At 57.1% G+C, this 25114-nt stretch carries 18 protein-coding genes, 6 pseudogenes and 1 riboswitch; of the genes and pseudogenes, 16 read left to right on the top strand and 8 right to left on the bottom strand.

What is annotated here, in order from left to right; translation table 11 throughout:
* Positions 1-14: 14 nt before the first annotated feature.
* From rpsE to sppA, 5 genes are all read left to right on the top strand, one after another.
* On the top strand, positions 15-656 hold the full coding sequence (gene rpsE / locus MLPF_RS10860; RefSeq protein WP_045843438.1) for a 30S ribosomal protein S5: 642 nt from the start codon (positions 15-17) through the stop codon (positions 654-656).
* A 16-nt stretch (positions 657-672) separates the two neighbouring features.
* Positions 673-900, top strand: a complete 228-nt coding sequence (rpmD, locus tag MLPF_RS10855; protein WP_045843437.1) for a 50S ribosomal protein L30 — start codon at positions 673-675, stop codon at positions 898-900.
* On the top strand, positions 890-1330 hold the full coding sequence (gene rplO / locus MLPF_RS10850; RefSeq protein ID WP_045843436.1) for a 50S ribosomal protein L15: 441 nt from the start codon (positions 890-892) through the stop codon (positions 1328-1330). Before rpmD ends, rplO begins: the two co-directional genes overlap by 11 nt.
* A gap of 53 nt (positions 1331-1383) precedes the next feature.
* Entirely contained in the window at positions 1384-1551 is a 168-nt protein-coding gene (locus MLPF_RS10845; protein WP_156147186.1) for a hypothetical protein, read from the top strand.
* A 142-nt stretch (positions 1552-1693) separates the two neighbouring features.
* A complete protein-coding gene (gene sppA / locus MLPF_RS10840) occupies positions 1694-3502 on the top strand; it encodes a signal peptide peptidase SppA (RefSeq protein WP_045843435.1) in 1809 nt (602 codons plus the stop codon).
* A gap of 552 nt (positions 3503-4054) precedes the next feature.
* Here the strand turns inward: sppA and MLPF_RS16430 are convergent.
* The 3 genes and pseudogenes from MLPF_RS16430 to MLPF_RS10830 form a co-directional block, all read right to left on the bottom strand.
* On the bottom strand, positions 4055-4354 hold the full coding sequence (locus tag MLPF_RS16430) for a class II aldolase/adducin family protein (RefSeq protein ID WP_050039242.1): 300 nt from the start codon (positions 4352-4354) through the stop codon (positions 4055-4057).
* 45 nt (positions 4355-4399) lie between these two features.
* Positions 4400-5409: pseudogene (locus tag MLPF_RS10835) on the bottom strand (NAD(P)-dependent oxidoreductase).
* Between the two features lie 368 nt (positions 5410-5777).
* A complete protein-coding gene (locus MLPF_RS10830; protein ID WP_156147185.1) occupies positions 5778-6206 on the bottom strand; it encodes a hypothetical protein in 429 nt (142 codons plus the stop codon).
* A 140-nt stretch (positions 6207-6346) separates the two neighbouring features.
* On the opposite strand from MLPF_RS10830, the gene MLPF_RS10825 reads away from it, so the two are divergent.
* Positions 6347-7030: a GNAT family N-acetyltransferase gene (locus MLPF_RS10825; protein WP_045843434.1), complete on the top strand. Its 684-nt coding sequence runs from the start codon at positions 6347-6349 to the stop codon at positions 7028-7030.
* A gap of 29 nt (positions 7031-7059) precedes the next feature.
* Here the strand turns inward: MLPF_RS10825 and MLPF_RS10820 are convergent.
* Positions 7060-8018, bottom strand: a pseudogene (locus tag MLPF_RS10820) (SAM-dependent methyltransferase).
* A gap of 946 nt (positions 8019-8964) precedes the next feature.
* On the opposite strand from MLPF_RS10820, the gene secY reads away from it, so the two are divergent.
* From secY to MLPF_RS10785, 7 genes and pseudogenes are all read left to right on the top strand, one after another.
* Positions 8965-10281, top strand: coding sequence for a preprotein translocase subunit SecY (gene secY, locus MLPF_RS10815; protein ID WP_045843433.1), 1317 nt, complete (start codon positions 8965-8967; stop codon positions 10279-10281).
* A complete protein-coding gene (locus MLPF_RS10810; RefSeq protein WP_045843432.1) occupies positions 10278-10823 on the top strand; it encodes an adenylate kinase in 546 nt (181 codons plus the stop codon). The genes secY and MLPF_RS10810 overlap by 4 nt, the downstream gene beginning before the upstream one ends.
* A gap of 10 nt (positions 10824-10833) precedes the next feature.
* Complete coding sequence (gene map, locus MLPF_RS10805; protein WP_045843431.1) at positions 10834-11634, top strand: type I methionyl aminopeptidase; 801 nt, start codon at positions 10834-10836, stop codon at positions 11632-11634.
* A 1753-nt stretch (positions 11635-13387) separates the two neighbouring features.
* The gene (locus MLPF_RS10800) at positions 13388-13624 is read left to right on the top strand and encodes a hypothetical protein (RefSeq protein WP_156147184.1); all 237 of its coding nucleotides are present in this window, start codon (positions 13388-13390) and stop codon (positions 13622-13624) included.
* A 492-nt stretch (positions 13625-14116) separates the two neighbouring features.
* Positions 14117-14716, top strand: a pseudogene (locus MLPF_RS10795) (SRPBCC family protein).
* Positions 14717-14927: 211 nt separating this feature from the next.
* Positions 14928-15083: a hypothetical protein gene (locus tag MLPF_RS10790; RefSeq protein WP_237817197.1), complete on the top strand. Its 156-nt coding sequence runs from the start codon at positions 14928-14930 to the stop codon at positions 15081-15083.
* 1749 nt (positions 15084-16832) lie between these two features.
* Positions 16833-17201 (top strand): annotated as a pseudogene (locus MLPF_RS10785) (MarR family transcriptional regulator).
* A gap of 276 nt (positions 17202-17477) precedes the next feature.
* Here the strand turns inward: MLPF_RS10785 and MLPF_RS10780 are convergent.
* The 4 genes and pseudogenes from MLPF_RS10780 to MLPF_RS18220 form a co-directional block, all read right to left on the bottom strand.
* A complete protein-coding gene (locus MLPF_RS10780) occupies positions 17478-17804 on the bottom strand; it encodes an NAD(P)-binding domain-containing protein (protein ID WP_052696463.1) in 327 nt (108 codons plus the stop codon).
* A pseudogene (locus MLPF_RS10775) lies at positions 17801-18770 on the bottom strand (acyl-CoA dehydrogenase family protein). The gene MLPF_RS10780 and the pseudogene MLPF_RS10775 overlap by 4 nt, the downstream one beginning before the upstream one ends.
* A gap of 203 nt (positions 18771-18973) precedes the next feature.
* A complete protein-coding gene (locus MLPF_RS10770) occupies positions 18974-19294 on the bottom strand; it encodes an aldehyde dehydrogenase family protein (RefSeq protein ID WP_282435810.1) in 321 nt (106 codons plus the stop codon).
* Positions 19295-19344: 50 nt separating this feature from the next.
* Entirely contained in the window at positions 19345-19752 is a 408-nt protein-coding gene (locus tag MLPF_RS18220; RefSeq protein WP_156147201.1) for an aldehyde dehydrogenase family protein, read from the bottom strand.
* 1416 nt (positions 19753-21168) lie between these two features.
* Positions 21169-21349, top strand: a riboswitch (cobalamin riboswitch).
* A gap of 113 nt (positions 21350-21462) precedes the next feature.
* On the opposite strand from MLPF_RS18220, the gene MLPF_RS10760 reads away from it, so the two are divergent.
* The 3 genes and pseudogenes from MLPF_RS10760 (at position 21463) to MLPF_RS10750 (ending at position 24404) form a co-directional block, all read left to right on the top strand.
* Positions 21463-23127, top strand: coding sequence for a PPE family protein (locus MLPF_RS10760; protein WP_045843426.1), 1665 nt, complete (start codon positions 21463-21465; stop codon positions 23125-23127).
* A 352-nt stretch (positions 23128-23479) separates the two neighbouring features.
* Positions 23480-23605, top strand: a complete 126-nt coding sequence (locus MLPF_RS15845) for a hypothetical protein (protein WP_282435838.1) — start codon at positions 23480-23482, stop codon at positions 23603-23605.
* 333 nt (positions 23606-23938) lie between these two features.
* A pseudogene (locus MLPF_RS10750) lies at positions 23939-24404 on the top strand (bifunctional adenosylcobinamide kinase/adenosylcobinamide-phosphate guanylyltransferase).
* The last annotated feature ends 710 nt before the right edge of the window (positions 24405-25114 follow it).

The raw sequence follows: 25114 nt of genomic DNA, 5'->3' as shown, positions 1-25114 counted from the left end.
TGGAGGACCGCATAATGGCGGAGCAGTCAGCTGGCGTGCTAGGTGATAGCCGCGAGGGCCGTAGCCGGCGCGAGGGAGGTGGCCGCAGTGGCCGCGATCGGGACCGTGACGGTGAGAAGGGCAATTATCTGGAACGGGTTGTTGCCATCAATCGGGTCTCTAAGGTGGTTAAGGGTGGTCGGCGATTCAGCTTCACCGCTTTGGTCATCGTGGGTGACGGCCACGGCATGGTTGGTGTTGGTTATGGCAAGGCCAAGGAAGTCCCCGCCGCGATTGCCAAGGGTGTAGAAGAGGCTCGTAAAGGCTTTTTCTGGGTGCCGCTGATCGATGGCACTGTCACTCACCCGGTGCAGGGCGAGGCAGCCGCGGGCGTGGTGCTGTTGCGCCCTGCCAGCCCCGGTACCGGTGTGATCGCCGGCGGTGCGGTGCGCGCTGTGCTGGAATGCGCTGGGGTGCACGACATCCTGGCTAAATCGTTGGGCAGTGATAATGCAATCAACGTGGTGCATGCCACCGTGGCCGCGCTTAAGCTGCTGCAGCGTCCTGAAGAGGTGGCGGCCCGGCGTAGTTTGCCGATCGAGGATGTCGCCCCGGCTGGGATCTTGAAGGCGCGGCGGGAGGAGAGCGAAGCGTTAATTGGCCAGCGCAGCGCGTGAGGGACCAGGCATAACCATGGCAAGTCTGAAGATCACCCAGGTGCGTAGCACAATCGGAGCGCGGTGGAAGCAGCGTCAGAGCCTGCGCACCCTGGGCTTGCGGCGGATTCGGCATTCGGTGATTCGCGAAGACAATCTCCAAACCCGCGGGCTGATCGCGGTGGTGCGTCACCTCGTTGAGGTGGAACCGGCAGCCGGAGATAGTACTCCTGTGGATGTGGAGGGAAGATTAAGTGACGATTAAGCTGCACGACCTGCGACCTACGCGTGGGTCGAAAACTAAACGTACCCGGGTCGGCCGCGGTGAGGGCTCCAAAGGCAAGACGGCCGGCCGTGGTACTAAGGGCACCAAGGCCCGCAAGCAGGTACCGGTTACCTTCGAGGGCGGGCAGATGCCAATTCACATGCGACTGCCTAAGCTCAAGGGATTCAAGAATCGATTCCGTACAGAATATGAGGTCATTAATATCGGCGATATAAGCCGGTTATTCCCCGAAGGTGGGGCAATCAGTGCGGACGACCTCGTGGCTAAGGGAGCTATTCGAAAGAACTCGCTGGTTAAAGTTTTAGGTGACGGCAAGCTGACTGTCAAGGTCACCCTGTCCGCGCATAAGTTCAGCGGCAGTGCACGTCACAAAATCACCGTTGCTGGCGGCTCTGTTACCGAGCTCTAGAGCTCGGTAACAGAGCCGCCAGCAACGGTGACGGTCTCGACAAAGGTCAGCCGTTGTTGACCAGTCTGGCGCTGTATCGCCCTGCTGAGGCCGAAGAGGGCGCACTTGCGACAGCTGCTGCCCGGCGCGACTACAGCAAAACTCCATTTTTCATGTGGCTGAGCCGGTTGACGACGGTGATAGCGGCCGAGGTCAGCTGCAGTGTTTCGCCGATGACCTAGTTGCGTAATTCGGTGTCATCGAAGTCCAGCTGTGGGGATATAGCGATCGAGAACCTCACTTTACCGCCATACGGTTGGGTGGTTTCACCACAGCTGAGCAGCGGTCTGAGATGCTCAACGCCGACACCGGTACGCTACAAGCATGTTCGCCTTTCTGCCTACTTTTCCTGGTATCGATGATGTGCGTGCCCTGGCCAACCGGGTTAACACGGCCCGTCACCACGGCATACCGAATGGTTGCGTGCTCGAAATCAATCTGCGGTCGGTGCCGCCGGAAACTATCAGCTTTGACCCTTTCGCAATTATCGCTGGGGGTGGCCGACCGATGGCCCTGCGCGAGGCTGTCGCCGCGATTCACCGCGCCACCGACGACCCCCGGGTCTCCGGCATAATTGCCCGCGTTCAGCTTGGTGCGTCGCCGCCTGCGGCAGTGCAGGAACTGCGCGAGGCCGTCACCACCTTCAGCGCGGTTAAGCCGTCACTGGCCTGGGCCGAGACTTATCCTGGCACACTGTCCTACTACCTGGCCTCGGCTTTCGGTGAGGTCTGGATGCAGCCGTCGGGTAGTGTCGGGCTAGTCGGCTTCGCGAGTAATGCCACGTTTCTACGCGATGTGCTGGCCAAGGTAGGGATCGAAGCACAGTTCGTCGCACGGGGTGAATATAAGTCGGCGGCCAACCTTTTCACCGAAGGCGGCTTCACCGAAGCTCACCGCGAGGCGGTCAGCCGAATACTGGAAAGCCTGCAAGGCCAGGTGTGGCAGGGGATCGCCGAATCACGCAGGATCGATCCCGCAGCGCTCAACCCGTTGGCCGACCGGGCTCCTCTTTTACGCGATGACGCGGTCGCTTCAGGTTTGGTCGACCGTATCGGATTCCGCGATGAAGCTTATGCTCGTATAGCGGAACTTGTTGGTGCTGAAGGTATTCCAGAAAATTCAAATGAGTCGCAGCCAAGCACAAAGGTCGATGATCGTCTACCGCGGCTGTATTTGTCGCGCTACGCCAGTGCGGGCCGGTCACGGTTGATGTCACCCATGCCGTTGATTCCCGGTCGCCGATCCAAGCCAACAGTTGTTGTGGTCACCCTGGAAGGTCCGATTGTCAATGGACGCGGTGGACCGCAGTTTTTGCCGTTCGGTGTCTCTACCGGCGGTGGTGACACCATTGCGGCAGCGCTACGCGAGGTCGCTGCCGACGATTCAGTGTCCGCGATTGTGCTGCGGGTAAACAGCCCTGGTGGCTCGGTCACCGCATCTGAAACCATCTGGCGTGAGGTGAAAAGGGCCCGCGACCGCGGCAAACCGGTGGTGGTGTCCATGGGTGCGGTCGCCGCCTCTGGCGGCTACTACGTCTCGGCGGGCGCCGACGCGATTGTGGCCAATCCGGGTACGATCACCGGTTCGATTGGCGTGATCACCGGGAAGCTGGTGATTCGGGACCTGAAAGGTCGGTTGGGCGTTGGGTCAGATACGGTGCGCACCAACGCCAATGCTGATGCGTGGTCGGCCGACGCGCCGTTCACTCCGGAGCAGCATACCCATCGAGAGGCCGAAGCGGACCTATGTTATGCTGACTTTCTTGAGCGCGTAGCCGAAGGACGCAACATGACCATTGAAGCAGTAGATGATGTTGCTCGAGGGCGAATTTGGACTGGAGCTGACGCTCTCGAACGCGGCCTGGTCGACGAACTTGGCGGGCTTGTTACTGCGGTGCGTAAAGCCAAGGTCTTGGCCGGTCTGGATGCGAACGTCGATGTCCGTATCGTCAGTTACCCTGGTTCGTCGTTGCTGGACATGGTACGACCCCGCGCTTCTTCGCAACCCGGGGCCGCATCGCTGCCAGACGCGGTGGTCACGTTGCTAGGCCGCTCGGTTGCTGGGATTCTCGAACAAGTCGAGCAAGCGTTAAGCGGTGTCAGAGTGTTGTGGTTGGGGGAGTCCCGGTTTTGAGAGTCGCAGCGATGTAGCGCATCTCACTGAAAACGGTTAGTCAGAGGATGGGGCGACGATCTGTGACACTTCGCCAAACGGCGTTACCTTCGACAGCTGAGCTTGCACTTCACGTGCGTAAAGGGGTCATTGCATCGACTTCCTTGGCCCAGGAACCTTGATCTTATTTTTCATCTTCTTTTTCGACGGCAGTAATCTCTGGAGCGATGACACCGAACTTGTTCTTTGCGTCCTCAACCTTTTGCATTTAGCGGTGATATCTTCTGGAGGCACCAGCGACTTATGCACTCGCGTACAGGCGCGCGATGTTCTGGGACGCTTTGGCGGTCGGTTTAGAACGTCGATAAGCAGTCCCCACAGCCACGACCGATCCTGTGTATCCGTTTCGGCTATACAGTTCGCCGACCCGCCATCCCACGCGCTTCGCAGCTCTCCATTCACCCAGGTGAAGTGCGCTAGGGTGTTGCCGATCTCCTGGACCGCATTGCGGCCAACATCCGGGGGTGTCCGATGTTCCGTAACCAGGGTACCGAACGGGTCCGCCGCAGTACACTACGAATTCTTCAGTGCAAACCTGAATCGGCTTATGCGCGATGGCGAACGTGATCGGCCCACACCGGGATGACTGTGAATAGACGCTGCCGATGTCGTTGAACGCTTTGTAGCACGCTGTATGCAACTTGATTTGCGACGACGACGCTCCCTGCCGACTTTCGCTTGTAGGATTCCGTCTTCGGGATAGATCAGCATAAGATCGTCGAGCACCATGTTCCGGTAGTCGACCGACGACGGTGTGCTGACCTTGCCGTTGCAGTGCCGGGCTGAAGTGTTGCCGGCCGTTCCTTCGATCAAGCCCCCCGGCTCAGCATGTCTTTGGTAGTTGCCGGCACCGTAGCGTCAGGGTTGGTAACGGCTTTCGGAGCTGTTATTAGGACGAGTACCTCCGTGTTCACGGTCTAGGCGGGTGTGTTGTCTGACCAGCAACGCTTCTAGATCGTCAGCGACCATCTGTGCCTGGGCCGGGTTTCAGTGTTCCACGTCGCGTAGCTGCTGTCCGGGGTGAGTACGACGTTGGGCATACCTACCAGCGGGTGGATCGGTCGGCAGTCACTCGCTGACGAAGTGTTTGTGCCCTGCGTTGGCTAACCGGCTTCGACGCAGTGCTTCTAACAGTGCGTAAGTGTCGTGCAAGCTGGGACCGAGCGATGTTGAGAAAGATCAACACCATCACGTATGGTCACAAATTGCTTAGCGCCGATCATCCCTACGGTTTCGCCAGTGACCGGTGCGTACAGCGAGACGACATCAGCCTGCGCTACGCAGTTCATCGAGGTTGTAGCGGGCGTCGTCGTTGTAAGGGCCGGTGGCGATGACCCGCAAGCCCAGCCCGGATAGCTGCCAACGCAACGCTAGGCCGACCGCACCCAGGTCAACCAGCCCGGCTTTGCGCTTGGCGATTTCCCCGCAACGGAACTGCTGATAGGGAATGGTGTCATAACGAAACATATTGCCGCTGAAGACATTGGCATATTGGTAAGCAGATGACGGGTGGCCGTTGGCAACAACGTCACTGCCATCTCGGTGACCGCGTGGCGTTGTGGGCTGGGGCGTTCAGCACCGGAATGCCGGTTGCGGTGGTGTCAAGAATATCGACGTTGGTGAGATCCCCGCGGGTGGCTGCGATGGAGAGTAGGGCGCGCCGCCCCTGGCAAAGACCGGGAAACCGACCGAGTCGTTTTCCACCATCACTACAACATTGATGGCTTCGTGTGCGATCCGGTTGGCCAGCTGTGCTGTAGATCTGCAGCGGGGTCTGATCGCGCTCACCTATCCAAGGTTTGTAAACCGCGAAGGCCAACTCTTGAAGTTTTAGTGAAGCCCGGTCCCCGCAGGGGAGCTGTTACCAGGGCACGTGATCGAGATGTCGAAGAAAGCCAATGCTGTCGTACAGCAACGTCTTTATAACGTTAAAGGCGTCACAATCGGCATCGACATCGGTAGTATAGTGGCCGAAGCGGTGGTTGCAGACTAGGCTGGTCACGTAACGGCTCGGCAGTGGATTGGCCACCAGCTGCAGGTGCCGACCCTAGATTGGCTCGAATACGACGCCAACCAGACATGGCTGCAGCGTCCATCGGCGGCCAAACGCCACGACTATCTCCCCGGAGCCAAGACGGGTGTCCAGGCTGTGGACAATCCCACACACAGCCGCCGGGAAGAGTCAGATCGGAGGAGCCAACAGTACCGGCGGATTATTCCTCGGCTGGGTGTATTGTCAGTCGAGCCGGGCGACCCTACTGACGATTTTGAGCAGGTCGATCCGCTCTGGGTGCCGGTGTGGTCGCTTTATGTGCTCGGCGAATGTACGCTGTTCCACGATTACTGCGCGCTTCGCCGTGCTCGACGGCTTGGATATCACGCACGATGTCGCATAGGTGCGACAGGCCGCATACGAGACGTTCGGCTTCGTCGTTCGCCGGCGCATTGCACCGAGTGGAGTATCGGATCGCGCATCGTGGTCGCTGGTGGCGGTATTGGCGTCTGGCCTTGGATGCAAGCCATCGTCACCGCGACCGGTCGGACCGGTGCAGGTGTCCGGGGTGGCCGAGGGGCGGCATTGGGGGTTGAGTTCCTGGGCCCGTATGGCAGCCGGTCTGGAATCGTCGATCACCGATACCGCTTGTTCGGCCTCAACCAAACGCATCGTTGAGCCCCATCCAGCGTGGACAGTAGCCGGTCGAGGACCGCTATCGACGGTTCCTCACGCTGGCTAGAACTGGCCTTTCGTGGCATCTAGCCTCGTGGCCTAGCACGACACCTGGGGTGGCGTTCTAGGCTTATGCCATGACCGACCACGACCAAACCGCTGCCCGACGAGAGACAGTCGATGCTCTGTTGAAGGCGCTGGAACGTCGCCACGAGATAGCTGACGTCGTGGTGGAGGCCGAAAATAAACCCGCCGCAGTCGAGGCGGTCGTCAAGCTGCTTGACACGTCTCACCTGGCTGCCGAAGCGATCATGAGCATGTCGTTCGATCGGCTCACCAAAGATTCCCGCAAAAAGATCCTTGCCGAGCTGGAAGATCTGAACAAGCAGCTGAGCTTCACCCTCCAGGAGCGCCCGGCAAGCCTGGGTGAACGTCTCGAGCTTCGACCTTTTTCCGGCGAGGATGACCGTGACATCTTCGCTGCCCGCACCGCGGAAATCGGTGCTGCTGGCGATGGGTCTGGTGAACCGGCCGGAAGCATTGATGATGAGATCCGGGCGGCGTTAGCTCGCGTCGCCGACGAAGAGGCTGCGTGGTTTGTGGCTGTCGACTCAGGCGCAAAGATCGGGATGGTGTTCGGTGAACTCGTCCACGGCGAGGTGGATGTCCGGGTCTGGATTCGCCCCGATCACCGAAAAAAGGGTTACGGCACTGCTGCGCTGCGCAAGTCACGATCAGAGATGGCGTCCTGCTTCCCCGCCGTACCAATGGTTGCCCGAGCGCCTGCCGCCGACCTGCATAACCATATCACTGCTGATTAACAACTGGGTGCCTTGCTGACTAACGCAGATCAAGTTTGCTGTCGGCGGAGTTCCGCTTTCAGAGTTGCAGTAACGGTGACAACATTGCTGAACTGGTTTATCTCATCGTCGTCAGGGAAGATGCAGCCGTAATCGGCGAACAAATCACGCCGTTGCCTGGTCGTCACCTGCCAGCCGCGATCAGTCAGGTAATCAACAACATTGCTGCACTCGCCGTTGAAGAACAGTCCGAACAGGTCGATGTCGCAACCCAATTTGACCCACCGCTGGTTGAAGTCCTGCGCGCGCTGCGACACTGTCGCATCCGAATCCGGATAGTATTTCGCTGGCTAGTTTGCTCTCCGGCGCGCTGAGCGCGGTGATGTTGTCGAACAGCCGGTCCTGAGCATCTGGTGGAAGGTACATCAGCAAGCCTTCTGCGCTCCACGACGTTGGTTTCTTATCGTCAAATCCGCCGCGGAGCAACGCGGTTGGCCAATCCTCTCGCAAATCGGCGCTGACTGTTCGCCGGTAGGCCGTTGCCGCGACGTCGAGCGCCAAAGCGTGGCACCCTTGAATTCAATGACCTGGGGCTGATCAACTTCATAGACTACGGCGCCTTTCAGCCATGGTAGTCGGTATGGTTGGGCGTCGAGGCCTGCGGCCAGGATCACCGACTGGCGTATACGATTATCGGCAGCGTCGCGGAAGAACTCGTCAAAGAAATGTGTGCGCACCGCGATTTGAATCGGTTTCTATCCGCAGGTCCCGCTCGCTGCAATTGTAAACTTCGCTGCCTGCCTCCAAACCGCCTTGCGGGCGGATGTCACCGTCAATCAGACGCGTGAAGAAAATGAGGCCGACCGCACGAAACCAATGGTGCCGCCAACGAGTCATTAATGATTCGGTTTGGGTTCCGCGCTAGCCAATGCACGAGCGGCCGCGACCGGCGTAGCTGTACGCCGATGCTCGAGGCTAGATCCCAGCTATCTTGCTCAGTGCGTGTCATGGTGATCCATGCTCCAGCCTAGCGGCGTGTGTATTTCACGTAACCTAACAGGGTGTTTTCGCCATCGATCGGTGGAAGACCATGTTGGGCTACGTGATCGGTGGTCCTCTTGCTGTACGTTTGCAAGCCGTAGTTGGCCAGGTGCCTCGCCGTCTCGGTGCGGTCGTCGAAATACACCCGACAGTCCATCGGCCATCCGGGCGGTTGGCCGCGCCGGTTCAAAGCCCGCTGCTTTCAGCTCCTCCGGCCAGTCGTCGATCCCCGCGGCGCGTCGCTTCGCCGTCGACTAGGCGCCTTAGGGTGGTTAGCGTCGTGGTCTTGAATACGATCACCTAGAGTTGATCGACTGCGAACACTGTGGTGCCGGATGGCCAGAATAGCCGATGTGCGCGGGGAATCCAGGTCGGCTGCTAAATGACGGCTTGTCGGATATTGTCTCGTGCGGTGTTTGGGAAAAATCATCGAAGTATCTTGGTTCGCATATCCGTCGTTTCGGCAAACTGAATAGTTGATCAAGACTGCCGATCCCTTGGTGACCACGCTGGCTACTGTAGGTGCCAAGTCCTAGGAGTCACTCTCGAGTCGAGCGTTGCCCAATCCCCGTCATTCGTTGTCCTTCGTCGTCCATACTGATGTTTGGCAGCTTCAGACATTAGCCAATGTAATGACCCACCCGAAACCTTACGCTTGTTGACTGGCCGGGTGCGGCATGTAATCGTGGACTATTTGGCTGCTTTGCCAGCCCTGATTCGCGAGGCTTCCCGGTGGCCCGCAAAGGGGCTTACGCAGACCAGCTGTTAGTCTCGTACACGGTTTGACGGGCGACGTGGTATGTCCTGCCTGCGGGTATGGTACCCGAGACGCAGGGTAACCCCCGGAAATTGATGCCAGCCGGGCCAGCCCGGTTGGCATGTCGCGAAAAGAGTTCGGTTGCGCAGGAGGAAGAGTGCTCTCGGCTTTCATCTCGTCGCTGCGAACAGTCGATTTAAGGCGGAAAATCCTTTTCACGCTGGGCATCCTCGTGCTCTATCGCGTCAGTGCGGCATTGCCCTCTCCGGGAGTCAACTACCGGCACGTGCAGCAGTGCATGCAAGAGGCCACTGCCGGCGAAGCCGGGGAGATTTACTCGCTGATCAACCTATTCTCCGGTGGTGCGCTGCTGAAGCTCACGGTAGGGGTGATGCCCTATATCACCGCCAGCATCATTGTGCAGTTGCTGACCGTGGTGATCCCGCGTTTTGAAGAATTACGCAAAGAGGGTCAAGCAGGCCAAGCGAAAATGACACAATACACCCGCTATTTGGCTATCGCACTAGCTGTCTTGCAATCCACCAGCATCGTGGCGCTGGCGGCCAACGGTGGACTACTGCAGGGTTGCCAGGAGGACATCATCTCCGATCAGAGCATCTTCAGCCTGGTCGTCATCGTGCTGGTGATGACGGGCGGTGCGGCGCTGGTAATGTGGATGGGAGAGCTGATCACTGAACGTGGTATCGGCAATGGCATGTCGTTGTTGATCTTCGTCGGTATCGCTGCCCGCATTCCTGCCGAGGGCAAACAGATCCTAGATAGCCAGGGCGGGGTCATCTTTGCCGCTGTTTGCCTGGCCGCGCTGGTCATCATCGTTGGCGTGGTCTTCGTTGAGCAGGGCCAGCGTCGGATCCCGGTGCAATACGCTAAGCGCATGGTGGGTCGGCGGATGTACGGCGGGACCTCAACATACCTGCCGCTCAAGGTCAACCAGGCCGGCGTTATTCCGGTAATCTTTGCGTCGTCGTTAATCTACATTCCGCATCTGATCACCCAGCTGGTCCGCAGCGGCAGAGGTGGTGTGGGCAAGAGCTGGTGGGACAAATTCGTCGGCACCTACCTATCGGACTCGGCCGATCCCGTTTATATCAACATCTACTTCGGGCTTATCATCTTCTTCACCTACTTCTATGTATCGGTAACATTCAATCCCGACGAACGTGCCGACGAAATGAAGAAATTCGGCGGTTTCATTCCTGGCATTCGACCGGGAAGGCCGACTGCTGACTATTTGCGTTATGTGTTAAGCCGAATTACGCTGCCGGGCTCGATCTATCTTGGCGCTATCGCGGTGTTGCCCAATCTATTTTTGCAGATCGGCAATGGCAGAGCGGTTCAGAATTTACCGTTCGGAGGAACCGCGGTGCTGATCATGATCGGTGTTGGATTGGATACGGTTAAGCAGATCGAGAGTCAGCTGATGCAGCGCAACTATGAAGGATTCCTGAAGTGAGAGTTGTTTTGCTGGGACCGCCGGGGGCAGGCAAAGGCACGCAAGCCCAAAGGCTCGCCGAGAAGCTTGGGATCCCGCAGATCTCCACCGGAGAATTGTTCCGACACAACATCGAGAAAGATACCAAACTCGGGTGCGAGGCCAAGAAATACCTGGACGCCGGCGACTTGGTGCCTTCCGACCTGACTAATCAGTTGGTAGACGACCGTCTGAACAAATCGGACGCGGTCGACGGCTTTATCTTGGATGGGTATCCGCGCTCGCTCGAGCAAGCCAAAGCGCTGCATGAAATGCTGGAACGTCGGGGCACCGACATTGATGCTGTGCTGGAGTTTCGCGTGTCGCAGGAGGTGTTGTTGGAACGGCTTAAAGGACGGGGCCGCGCCGATGACACCGACGACGTCGTCATCAATCGGATGAACATCTACCGCGACGAGACTGCGCCGCTGCTAGAGTACTACAGCAGCGAATTGCAGACTGTCGACGCCATCGGCACCATGGATGAAGTGTTTGCCCGGGCGCTGCACGCCCTGGGAAAGTAGGAAAGTATCTGTGGGCGCGTTGACACGGCTGCGCAGTCGTAAGGTCGTGCCGAAGCGCAGTGCTGGTGAACTTGACGCGATGGCCGCGTCCGGTGCAGTGGTCGCGGCAGCACTGCAAGCCGTCCGGGCCGCCGCAGGCTCCGGGGTGTCAACTTTGAGTCTCGACGAAATCGCCGAGTCGGTGATCCGCGAAGCCGGAGCTACACCGTCATTCCTCCGTTATCACGGCTACCCTGCTACCATCTGCACATCGGTTAATGACCGGGTGGTTCATGGAATCCCCTCTGCCGCTGAGATTCTCGCACCAGGTGACCTAGTGTCGATCGACTGCGGCGCGGTCCTGGAAGGTTGGCACGGTGATGCGGCGATCACCTTTGGAGTGGACACTCTCACCTCCGTAGATGAAGCCTTGGTCCAGGCGACCAGAGAATCGCTGGAAGCCGGCATCGCGGCGATGATTGTCAACAATCGTTTGACCGACGTAGCGCATGCCATTGAAATGAGTACCCGTACGTCCGAGATTCGATACCGACTCACGTTTGGGATCGTGCAAGGGTACGGGGGCCATGGCATCGGCCGGCACATGCACATGGATCCGTTCCTGCCCAACGAAGGCACTCCTGGGCGCGGCCCACTGCTGGTGCCTGGTTCGGTATTGGCCATCGAACCGATGTTGACACTTGGCACCGGCAAAACGATTGTGCTTGACGACGAGTGGACGGTGACGACCGCTGACGGTTCGCGTGCGGCTCATTGGGAGCACACTGTGGCCGTCACCGAGGACGGACCCCGCATTCTTACTCTGACCTGACACTTCTGGCGCACACGTACTCTGGTTATTCCTCCCCTGGGGGGCGGTGAACTAAACATCTACTCCACTCGTGCCAGTAGGCGTAGGTGATCGAGTGACTTGCGGGTGGCCGACACTGCTGCTGCGTAAGCCGCTCTACACGCTGCGGTTAACCGGCGATGCGAACCAGCCGAAGACGTGGTCTAAGAGACCTTATTGCAAACCTATTAGCATTCCGAAGTTATCGGCGATACAGAGCGCTCGGCGTGCGGATATTCATCGTTGCCCGCCACACGATCATCGACAATCGAGGTAGCCCACGGTTCCGCAATGTGGACCGGTTCGATCGACGGACCCAGCGTGCCTGAAAAGTCCTCGCTAGACGAGGTTGATGTGTAGTTGGACCTGCTGCTGATCAACGACGCGCCGGCTCAATTGTTCGCCCAACATCGCGCTGTCATTTAGCGGTCCTACTATTGTGGATGGATCATCGCGTAAATAGCTGCAGACCTCGGGATTGCCGAAGGAACAGTGAAAGTCGCGATTATATTATGTCGTACAGGTATTTCGATTCACTTTGCAAGAACTTGGACTTACACGATGACGCTGTAGGGTTTTGTTTGGAGCCTCATCTGAGTGGTCATCTGCTCTGAATACTTGAGGTTGACAGGAGATGGATGATATGAACACCGCTACTTAGCATCGGTCCCCCGGCAACATCGAGCTACCTGATTTGACGATGGGTGACAGCCACCACTCCCCTGATGTGGGATGTTGTCTATTTGTTGGTTCGCTGTCTGTCACCGGTCGATGCGAAACGACCACCTGCCCCGTATGTCGGCAGGTGGTCGTTTAACTCAGTGGCATGCCGGCACTATTTGCGCAGCTAAATCATGAAGATGTGGCCTCGATCAGCGAATCAGGCAGCACATACAGCACCGTGTTGGAGACGCTGAACATGTAGCCGGAGTTTTCTTGCCCTCATTTTTGGCCGCGGTGCGTTCACGCCGTAGCTGTACCTCTTAACGGCCTTGGTGGCCTAGGTCACGGCGGCCCGTCGTGCTCGGGATCGTCGTGTTCGTCGGTGTTTAAGGGTATTCCGCGATAAAGTTGCAGCATTTGATCGGCATCCGCGGAATTAATGGCACAAGCTGGGACTAATTCCTGCTGATCTTCACAGTGTCGCTGAGTAGCTGGCCCTGGAGGGATGTTTATCAACTTGTCCTAGATTTCTATATATGTGTATATATACTACCACGACACACTGGCGATGGTTGTGGCCGGCTTGCGACGGCAGCTAAACCTGGGTGGCCGAACCGGTCCATACTGTGTACGCCCGCCGGTAGCATCTCGACACCGCTCAAGCGGATCGCCGCTGTCCAAGTGGTTGCCGCTGATAGCGGCCAGGTTCTATTACGCTGTTTTTGCTAATTCTGCACGGCAGGTGACCTGAAATCACTCGCCGGTCGCGTTAAAGGCATCGTCACAATCGGAACAGTGAGCCTAGTCCCGGGAAGCGTCGGGTGGTTAACCGCATTGTTGAGCACCTCGCAGCCATCGGCTTTAGCCGCATTTTCGGTGTGGACGGTGCTACTATCGAGGACCTGTACAATGGTGATTGCGCGCCGGTCTCGACTACAGGCGGGCTGCGGTGCCGAAGGTCTCGTTTGTGTCTTGGCGCCACAATATTTTTCGCGCCTTCATGCGCATACTGACGATACTGCGTGGCTAGCTGCGCATGCTCACCCAATCGCTGATCGGACACGTAAGAACGATGGGCTTGTGCGTTCCTCATGCGGTGGGACGCACCGAACCTGACACCCCGCCCTGCTGCGCTTCGGGTGTGCGGTATCGTCACGTCACGGCGGGGCTGGACAGTGTCCTACCCTATGAAGCCGATATCGTGGTTGACGCCGACAAAACTGGTGCGTCAGTGGTCTACTACTTACTGGTCCGGTGCGACGGCAGATTTGCTGTCGACCTTGGCATGGGCTTTATAGTTACAGTTTAGAAGTCGTGATCGGAATAGCTTTTGGTCGTGTCAATAGCGGACGCACAGTGGTGCTTGTCGGAGACAGTGCGTTTTCATGTACGGCATAGAGGTGCACATGGTTGTGCACTACCGGTTTCCGGTGACGTTTATGTGTTCAACAGCAATATACACACGCCATGTGTGTGCCCGCGCGGGTAGCTGTTCTTGAAGATTTCCACAGACACAACCGATTCTATTACAACCGGTTGGACGCCGTTCTGGCAGCGATGTTCCCAGGGTGAACGTTCGTTGACGTCAGCGATCTTGATGGTTTTGCCGCTGCTGTACGTTCGGCACTTGACGTGGACGGCGCTGCGGTGGTCAGTTTGGAGTGCGAAGTCGACGAAATCCTGCTGTTAGCAACTTTTCTCATCTAGTAGTCGGTTGGGAACACTGCTGCAGCAGAGAATCTAACAGCGAAGGAAAACCGAACCAATGTCGCTGCCAGCGCTTGACGCTATCATCATGTAAATCGACGGGGTCACCCGCATCGAGACTTACCTCGCTTGAAAAGGGCACTCCATCATGATGGAGATGATGCAGTTGATTTTCCCTGCATGATCAGGGATTCGGCGAGTACTGAATCGTCAACGGTTACGTTGACTGTACGCCCGACGAGTTGTTTTAGTATGTTCTTGGTGCCCGCAGTCTCGAGGAGTGGATTGACAGTCCACGTGGTTTCATCCTTGCCGATGAACCGATTTTGTGGTTGGCTCACGACCGTTTCGGGGACCGAGATCTCACTACCCGCACCGTTGTCGACTTGCAGGTTCGCACTGTCGACTACCCCTGTGTGGGAGCAAGGAAAAGCCTGTGGACGATTTACTTGATGCGCGTCATCGGTGCCCAAGTGGCTATCGACAAACCTTGTGCAGTTATGCTGTGGACCTCAATTGCCATCACCCGTTATACGACCACAACCCAGACCTGGAGGCAGTACCGTCCGAACCGACCTTCTTGGTCGGCAATTTCTGGGGCCTGTTTGGCGCAGGACACCTGCTGGAAATGAAAAACCTTAAAGCAATTGTCGAGTATTGTCATCACAATGACCTTCCGGTGAACCTGAAATAGATGACCTAGAAAGAGACAAAAAGGGTAGGAAGACATCGTGGGCCAACCCAGTGTCAGTCTGACCGACGTTTCCACCCACCTGCCCGGTTGAGCCGATCGGCGCAGACTATTACGCGCAGTTCGCCCCGTGCGATGACCTGCGTGACAACGTAATGTTTTGTTCCCGTAAGTTTTCCTCCACCATGTGGTGCCGCACAAGACGGCGATTGACATGATCGAGCGTGCGGCGCTGGGTTTGATCGAACGATACGGTGGCGATCTCATCGAGGGCGCCGGTGTGTTGATCACCTACACCAAGGTTTCCGACTTGCCGTTCCACGGCGCTAGCCAGGGTGTTGCCCGCCGTTTGAGCATGCGACTCACCTAGGTTGTGCTTGCCCTGAACAATGGCGGGTATGTTTTTTGTGTTGGCGCTCAACATAGTTCGCTGACTGTGGACCCCAGGTCGGAGCACACCGTGGTTATAGTCATCGCGCAAAATTGTCGCCGGACAGGTTGCGGTCGGCAGGTGATTTGCCAGTAGGCGTCGGGTGACGGTGCCATGGTGGGCTTGGCCATGGTGAGTAACCAGTGCTGATTCTGGGTATCGAGTTCTGCATCTATGCGGGGATACCACAGTGAAATTATGTTTCTCCCGACCTACCCCACAAGTGGTGGACGGCCCGGGACCGGTGAGCTTTGCATAGGTTTCACCGAAAGCAAGATTACTAAAGTGCTTACTTGTGGCAACCGGTCGGTCTCCGAAATGTTGCTGGCCGTAAATGATTGAATTAGCCTGTATTCTAAAGACATCAATCTATTGTTTACCAACCAACCCAACCTTGTTTTCTCCGTAATTGGTAGTAAGTGCTCGAAGGGACCAGGGAACGCCATCGGGACAAATGTGACCTTATCGTGCATCAACCTGTTCGGCGCCGGTATACCGATCGACCGTGAGCGTGCGATATCCTAATGGTCGAATCAAGACCAGCTAGGTGGTCGTAATAGCAACTTTAGCACACGCCGGCACGGCGCCGGTGCATTGATGAGGTCGGGGCTATGCAACCCATTGCGAATCCCGTAACCGCCGAGGGTAATACTGAGTTACCTAAAGCCATTGATCATTTTGTTTTATCGCTGGACCGTGGGGTGCGGTGGCATCGCTATCCCCGGGGCTATTCCTTCGACGCCGTGGTGTTACAGGTGCTGCAGGTTTGTACGAGATATTTTCTGCGACAAAGACCTTCGACAGTGATCCGATCATCGCGCAGATGGCGCAGCTTATCCCGGTGACTTTTCTCTCAACAAGCACGGCCGCAATTACCTTGATGGGCTAGTCGATTCCTCCGCGACTGCCTGCGTGGTGGTGTGTCATCCACACAACCCGACCGGCACACTAGAGTCGATGAGCGCGCGCTATCGAGATTCCTGCGTTGAGTGCTGCGAGATACTGTCGTGTTGCTCGATGACGTGTATGTTGAATTCGTCTCGTCTGAGCACCGGGCCGGCCTACTCGGAAACAGCTGGCAGAGCTGGCCTTATGTTTACCCAAAGTGGTGGTAGCACGATCTTCTTACAAGGCGTATGGGCTGTTGGGATTGTGGATCGGCTACAGGCTGGCGTTTGCTGACCTAGTCTAGACGTTGTGGGCCCAGCAGCTCATCCTTCGGTATCGTGATCATCAACTTGCTTGAGGTCGTGATCGCCTAAGACCAACTGCTGCGACGGATCCTGATCATAGCGACTGAAAGTCGCTATTTTTGCATGGTTCTAAGCGCATTGGGGATATTCACCACCTTCGCTCATGCGAACTTCATGTACCTGCTTTCGCAGGAGGGGTCGGATATGGCGTGATGTATTGTCGACAAAGTGTTTTAAGTTAGATTCTATCTAGGAGGCGGTGCACGAATCACCGTGAACTGAACAATCGGGTGTCGACTTTTGTGGTGCTATCTGCGGTAGAAAAGTTCGTAGCATGACCGAGAGTTGGAAAGCCGAGCGTGTGCTTTGGCCGTACGTGTGGTACGAAAAAGTTTTCCCACCAAAACATTCGGACAAGGAAATGGACATGCACTGGCAGAAAAGTGATCCGATTGCCGTGGCACGTGCCAACTGAGAGGGTGTCGGATGGGGAGACGTGGCGTAAGTTATAGCCGCGGTGACTTCGGTGATGCGCGTCCATAAGATCCTGCTGGCCCGGCTCGAGACCGCGCTGCATCCCTACAACCTGAATTTCCCGCTTTAATGTTGTTGCGGCTATTAGCGTTTAGCCTCACCGGAGCGTTGCCAATCACCAAGGCGTTCGGCCGGCTACAGGTTCATGTCATCAGCCGCACCCATGCGATTTGCTGGCTGGAAGTTGGTGGACTGGTGACACGGGTGCCGCACCCCACCGATGTTCGGACAACGTTATTTGCAGATAATCGATTTCGGCTGCGTCACGGTCGAAGACTCTACCGTCACACTCAACTATCAAGTATTCGCCAACATCGGTGGTCGTGGGTGAATCACAGGTGCTGGTGCCGTCCATCGGAACTCCGCACCACAGCTGACTTCTGGCCCGCGCGGCATCGCGATCCGGCTTTAGTATTAACCGGTTCAGCTGTTGCGCAGTGTCTAGGTGACCGCATTGACGTCCAGGGCTTTGTGTTAAGCGGCGAACTTGGCATCGAACTCGGCCGCGTGACTGCCCAACGGGGCCGCCGAACCGGTAGCGTCAACGGCACATTTCACACCCCGCCAGGAACCGGTGCGTCGCGCCGAGGCAAGCCGTGTGAGCCGGTCAGCGCATGCACCTCCCCGACCGTCGTTTCCCGAGCTCGTCGAACTGTCGATTAACAGTGCACGCCCTGCTGCTGCCGTCCAGCATTTCGGCATAGATGCATTTGATCACGTTGCCGTTGGGCAGTATGGTGATGACCACGTCGGCTTTGGCCACTACGGCGGTAGCACCGTCGAACATTGATAAACCAGTTGAGACTGCGGCGGCAACCGCTGTAAGTACGGGGTCGAAGCCGCGCAAGGTATGTTCGGCGCCAACCATATCCGCCGACATCGGCGCTTCCGTGTTGTTCTTCCCCAAGAAGGCAATCTTGAAAAGCTTTGTCATTGCTTCTTTTCTACATGGTGGCTCGGGAATTGTGTGGTCTCAGCGCGACCGATGACCACTCGCATGATCTCGTTGTTCCCTTACAGAATTCGGTGCCCACGCATATAGCGGACGATCTTCTCCAGACCATACTTGTGTACCTTGCAGCTGCAAGGCTTTGTCCGCGACATCGAAGCAAGTATCGGTAACGTAGCGTTTGGCTATCGCACCCAGCTCGACTTTGTCGGCAGCTTTATTTTCTAGCACGGTCGCTGACTGAAACAACAACATTCGTGAAGTTTCGAGCCCAATAGCCATGTCGGCCAGGGTAAAATGGATTGTGAGCTCGTCGAGTCGCGTAGCGTCAAAGGACTGTAGATCGTTCATATCTGTCCCGCGTTGTCGAAGGCTGATTGTGCACAACCCAGTGGGCATGCCGCACTATCGCGCCGGCCACCGTTGAGACTATTCATCGCTATTCCGAAGCTGGAACCATCGCCGTCGATGCCGACCAACATCGCGTCGGCGGGTATCTTTTGTTCCTGTGCCGGAAATGACTTGTTTCACGCCGTTGAGTACGTAGTAGCCGCCTTGGTTGACGGTGCAAGAGTTCAAAATAGATGACGTTGGAGCCGGTGTAGGTCTCAGTCAGGCAGGAGCTGGCAGTGACGTTCATCGATGCCAACCGCGGAATCCAAATTTTGCGTTGTTCAGCTGTGCTGAAAATATTGATCATCTACGAGCACGTGTTGTGTACAGGAATGCGGTAGTAGTCGAGTTTACGATAGAAAACTGCTCGAAAATAATTACCCTTGTCTAGTAGAAGCAGTTTGCTTCCGCCGACGTCGTCACTGCAATAGATTGCCGCCATGCCGAGCTGGGTGTACGCCACGTAACACATATACCGGAAAAGGCTTGGTGGAATCCCATTCCAGGGCATGTGGGGCCAAAAGTTTGGCGGGGGAAGGCTGCTGCTGTCTCGCTGATTACCCGTTCATCATGCTCCTGGAAATTAACTGCATATAATTGTTGTCCTTAATCCATTTTTGTTGTTGTGAATTCGGAGCATCCATTAATAGCCGAGGCTATCCTGATGTGACGTTCTTGACCTTCGTGTCGAATCGGATCGACGTCGGTACGTGTTGGTTGAGGTCACCGAAGCCAGAACGCTTCCAGCAGACAAAATGTTATTAGGCCACCGGGACCGATCTCGTAACGTTGATACTGACCATGCTCAACTGCACCCGGGCCACGCAGTCGCGTGCAGTGCTGCTGTCGCGGGTTAAGATTACCACGTTGTTGCCGTACTTGTGTTCCAAGAGTAACTGCAATGCTTCTGAGTAATCATGGGTTAGTATAGTGAACAGCACGGTCCTTAGGATCTCGTAGGTGTAAATCGACATGTCGGGGGTAACATGGTCGGCACGATGAAAAGCTGCACTCCAGCTTTGATTCACCGAAGGTGAGTTAGTCGCTTGAACTTTCGCGGCTGTAGATGACAATTTCGGCATCGGTGGTCACACCCTGATAGATGTTAATCATGCACCCGGGTAAACGCGGCCTAAGTGAGCAACGGGTCGTAATTGGCTTTCGGGTATAGGCTGTGCCATATCCACAGATTGTTGATTTGCTCAATAAACTGGTGCGTAACCATTACGTAGTTTGCTCGCCGCCTGACACCGTGACACTGATTGCCGTAATCATATAATGCGCCGTCGGCGCTGCCGTGTTCGGTACCGATCAGCGATCGACGGATTCCTTGTTGCTGTGTAAGACTCGTAACAAACCGGGTGCAGGGCACGCTTCGATGAACAGTTTGGCCAATCGCAGCGGAAACTAGGGGTAGCGCTAGCTTGGCTTGAGAATGAAAGCATTTACCGCATGCCAGAGCTGGATTAGTCTTCCTCAGCGGGACTATCGCCGGGAAGTTGAACGAGTTACTACCCGCGAATACGCCTAGGGTCTGCAGCCGGGTTCGGGACGGGTTGGTACCCGACCCAGGTTTCGATTACGATCGACCAGAGCCGCGCAGTGAAGCTGAGGAAGGAAGTTGAGACCGCGACCAGGCGTTCTGGGGCTTTTATGCGGTCCTGTACCCGGCGATGTTGCCATATAGCAGCGCCATGTCGGTGTAGAGCTGTTGTACGGACGCTAGACGTCTTCGGTGATTGAACCCGGTCCTGATAGCGAAAAATCATCCCAATTACGACAATTCGTGCAGCACCGTGGAGTACTCCTCCGCCGGTATGCAATTGTGATTGTTGTCTGACAGGCTACCCAGAAGCATCTGCAGCGTACCCAGTGTGGTCGGTGTCGCACGATGCGTGTCGGTGTGACAGTGTGACCGTATCGGAATCGGTTGCGGTTAATATGATCTCGAAATGGTTGTGGATGCGCTAGCGTTCTCTTGGTTGTATGTTTGTGCTTTTTCCGGCCGGGCCCTGGAATATGAACGCTCCGACGGCGGGATCGAAGCGCAGCGTGGAGCAGTCTAACAGAGCACCGACGTATCCAGCGAGCATGAGTTTTTCAGGTACCGGATCGCGTAGTCTGCCTTCGGCATCGAACAACCACACCCGGTCGGCGACAAGCGGCGCGAATTCGAGCTCGTGCGTTGAATGACGATCGTAAGGTCCTGTTAGCGGGCTAGGGTGCGCAACATCTCGACCAGGTCGGCACGGGATTACACGTCCAGGAAAGCGATCGGTTCGTCGAGCACCAGCCGCGAGGATTGCTGCGTGAAAACGCGGGTAGTGAGCGCTGCCGCGACCCACCCCGATAGCGGTTAGCAGCAACAAGTCACACCGGCTAGTGCAGGCGAAGCTACCCAGCACCCCTCAACAGCATATACCGCTGGCCGCGGTATAGACTACATCAATCATCACGCCGATCAACAGTAGGGTAGCCGCCGAACGGACCCAGGGAGCAAGTGTCAGGACAACCGTCAGCACGAGTGAGGTCCCTAATACCGGAGCCATAACCGTGCCCGGTCGTACCGGTGATGAAGCTAGCACTCACGATCATCGCTAGAGCAATGCTCAGGCACGCGCCCAGCACATACGACTGGGGCCAACTGCCCCGATACGGGTGCTCGACCGTCAGGATTTGGCAATTCTTGTGGTAGCTTGTGATGAAAGTCGTGACGTCGGTGACCGTCAATTGTCGGGAAAGTAGTCAGTTTCCAGGCTGAAGTCAGTCAAGCATCCGGGGTGGCGCTGGTGTGAGACCGAGGCAGAAAGGCTAGTATAGCCAGGCCACGGCGATTGTCAGGCCGGTTGTTACGGGGAAGATCCCGCGGGGGACGTGGAGTCGGGGTCGGTCAAACCCCATCGGGTCCATCATATTAGCGGATCAGACTGCGAGCTGAGCTAATTTTCCCGGCATTGCCGTCTATATGCAACACTGTATATCCGTAAGAGCGATGACGATGCAGGAAGTCGGTGCAAAGCCGGCGCGGTCCCGCCACTGTAATTGGGGAGCGACCCTCGTAGGCCACAGCCATCGGCTGGAAGGCGAGGCAAGCGGCGATCCGAGAGCCAGGAACTCGCGTCATCGCGTCCTGCTAACCCGGGGCGGTGTACCCTGGAGAAAGCTGCATTGTCATGACGCTGCAACTTTTGTTCGGCGGTCCGGTCGCCACCATGAGCATTAAATCGCACCCGATCACGGGTGGCTCGCGATGAGTTCGCCGATCTGGATGGCGTCACCCCCGGAAGTGCACTCGGCGCTGCTAAGCAGTGGACCGGGATCTGGTCCACTGCTAGTGGCAGCTGAAGCGTGGCGCTCGTTAAGTAGCGTGTATGCCGAGACGGCCGATGAGCTGGTCGAGCTGTTGATAGTGATCCCGGGTCGCTTCTGGGCCGGTTCGGCCGCCGAAGCTTACGTGATCGCCCACCTACCGTATATAGGGTGGCTGAGGCAAGCCAGCGTTGATAGCGCCGTGATGGCCGCCCAACACGAAACCGTGGCCATTGCCTACACCACCACTCTGGCGATGATGCCGACGTTGGCTGAGCTAGCCGCCAACCGTACTGCCCACACGGTGTTGGTGGCCACTAATTTCTTCGGCATCAACGCTATCCCGATCGTTCGCAACGAAACCGACTACGTGCGGATGTGGGTCGAGGCCGCCATTGTGATGGGCACCTATCAGGAGATCTCTACGGTGATGGTGGATTCCGCTCCGGAGCCCATCGCCGCTCCCCAAATCATGGCAAGTGACGCGCTGGAAGCCAGTTCCGACCAGCCGTCGCCGACAGCCCCCAGCCAGCCTCCTCAGGTCCAAAATTGGTTGCAATGGTTGCAGCGGATCGGCTACACCGACTTCTACAACAATGTGGTCCAACCGCTAATAACCTCGTTGACGAACCACCCTTTCTTCCAAGCGATGTTTTCCGGATTTGATCCTTGGTTGCCCTCGCTTGGTAATCCGCTTAGCTTCCTCAGCCCCTTCAACATCGCGTTTGCCCTCGGCACTCCGATGGACATAGGTTCATATATCGGCTACTTGTCCCAGACCTTCGCCTTTATCGGGGCCGATCTTGCAGCGGCGTTCGCTTCGGGTAATCCTGTGACTATCGGATTCACCATGCTGTTCACCACCATTGAGGCCATTGGCACGATTATCACCGATACCATCGCGTTGGTTAAGACCCTGATTGAACAGTCTTTTGTGCTGCTCCCGGTTATTTTGCCGCTGTTGACCACCCCGTTAGCGGTCGCCACCGCGGGTGCAGCGGGCAGTTTCGCGGGCTTGTCGGGGCTGGCGGGCCTGGTTGGCGTGGCACCACTCGCGTTGCCTTCCGCTCCGCCCGTCACAGCGGTGGCCCCGGTTGTCCCGCCTTTGATGCCCACCCTAGCTTCGCCCCCGATCCCGGTACCGGCTCCCGCAGCCGCGACCGCGCCGGTAGTCACGCCTGGTCCGCCGCCGGTTACCGCACCACCGTCGGTGACCGGTGCGGGCATGGAAAGCTTCGAGTACCTGGTGGGTCGCTTGCCGTCGACGGCCAGGAGAGCGGTGGGTACCAGCGTCCGACAGCAGGCTTCGGCACCCGAACGCACCGAAGCACCCGAGGTTGCGGCGACGCTCCAGGAGCAAGCTCAATCGCGGCGGCGCTTGCAGGCGAAGGTCACACCGTTTGACTCGAGCGGTTCGCCCAACGCGAAGGCCGCGCCGACGGCATCGGATCAAGGCGCAGGAACTTTGGGGTTAGCCGGAACCGCCCGCCAGGCCAGTTCCGGTCCCGCCACAGGATTGGTCACTCTGCCCAACGGTACGTTCAGCGACAGCCCACGGGCGCCAATGTTGCCGCGAACCTGGGGTGATGACCCAGCTTTCTGTTAGGCTACGGCTTATATCGGTCCTGCTGGTGGCTGGGACGACTAGTGAAGCTGACAAGAGTGTCGGGTGACCGCGGGGCTGTGCCGCGCGTCGGCTCGACGCGACGTACGGGTGACGCCCTTATCAAGGGGTGGAGTATGTCCAACAACTCATCGTATGCGCTTCCGAACCTAGCGCGGGGCGATGTCGACCTGATCGTGCTGCCCCAGGTACCCGTGCAATGGTCACTTAATCTAGTTTGGTTTCGGGTACGATGCCCAGATGGTGTGGTGCTAGAGCATACCGAAGCGGGTAAGTCATTGCTCGGTATTTGCGGTGGATTCCAGCTGCTGGGCCGGATGGTGTCGAACGGCCGGTGGCCGAGCTCGACGGCATGGGTTTTCTCGACGTGGAGACGGCGTGCGCCACCCAGAAGGCGCTGCGGCTACTGTGTAGGACAGTGACTGGGAATTTCCGCCTCGGGGTAAGGGATTCACCATAGCAGCATTACCCGCGGTGACGCTACCGAGGAATGCCTTGGCGGTGCACGAAACGGACGGGTATTCGGCACGATGCGACGCGGCTCCTTGGAATGTTATGCGCGCCGCGCGGCTTTCTTGCACGAAACGCTCGGACTCGCTTCGTCGGGAACGTGTTTCCCGGCCGTGCATGAGCGCAGCCTCGACCTGCTCGGCAATCTCGTTTAACGGCTACCTCGACATTGATGCGTTGCTGTACCTAGCTCGATATAATTGCCCCCCGACTTTTGTTCTTTCTACTGTCCGGAGCGTCGTGAAGAGCCGCTGCCGGAGAACACACTGTTTACCATGACGCGGTGCGGATTTTGGTCACTGGTGGTGTCCGCTCGGGCAAGTCCAAGCACGCAGAAGCGCTGTTGGCTGGTGTAGCAGACGTCACCTACATCGTTCCTAACTGCCTCGCCGATCGCAGCGATCCCGACTGGGGTTACCGCGCCGTGCTGCATCGGGCTCGTCGCCAACCGACTTGGCTGACGGCGGAAACCAGCTGACTTCGTAAAGGTTTTGTCCGAGGCACGGTATCCCGTACGGGTGGATTGTTACATCTACGCTGCAGTCGAGGCACAACTTGACGGGCTGTATGGGGCGTTGGTCGGATTGCCCGACATTATCGTGGTGACGAATGAGGTCGGCCTCGGTGGGGTGCCTGCTCATCGTTCGGGTGTGCTGTTTCGGAATCTGCTTGGCGCGATCAACCAACGCGTGGCGGCCGTCTGCGACGAAGTGCATCTGGTCGTCGCGGGACAGGTGTTTAAGCTTTAAGGGTCGGCTACCGACGTCACCGCAATTGAATCGACTGGACAGGACGAATTCGTTGTGATAATAGCGCAAAGCGATTATCAGGCTGCATGCCTCGGCAAATATGTACAACAATAATGCTTTGGCCAGTTGTTCAGCTGCTGCAGCCGGGTGAATCGGTCGCCGGTGTAGCCACCGAGACGGGAATTTTCCTGGGCCCCCTGTTTCTATGGAAATGCCAGGTTTTTATTGAAGTTGGTAGCATTTACAGCACATGGTCAACAACGTGTCCATCGTGCACCGCAATCTCGGTGGTGCAACAAGTCAGCATGCCGATAACGGCACTCAGTTCAGATTTTGAAGTTTTCAGGAGAACGTCTAACACTGTGGATTGCTGGTGTCCTTCTAGTCCCGATTGTAAGTGGACTCGTTGTGTTTAGTTTCCACGTTCGACTGCGAAAATTCGGGTAGGTTTATAACCTATTGCACCCGTCGTATAACTGTGTGCGAGTGATAGGCGCATCGCACCACCGAATGGTGCCGGAGCTGACAACGCAGGAAAAAATTAATTGACCATCCTTGGTAATTGCTGGGTTTTTTTAAGGAGGAGTTTTGTATCCACAGTCCCCACAGCGTTGACGAGAGGTTGCTGAACAACCAAAAGCGAACTCGCTTTACCTGAATGACCTCAGGCAGCTAGTGGTGTGTGTTATTGGGTGGGTACGTTTGGTTGG

The organism is Mycobacterium lepromatosis (genome assembly GCF_000975265.2).
Classification (GTDB): domain Bacteria; phylum Actinomycetota; class Actinomycetes; order Mycobacteriales; family Mycobacteriaceae; genus Mycobacterium; species Mycobacterium lepromatosis.
This window is presented reverse-complemented; position numbering and strand designations above follow the sequence as displayed.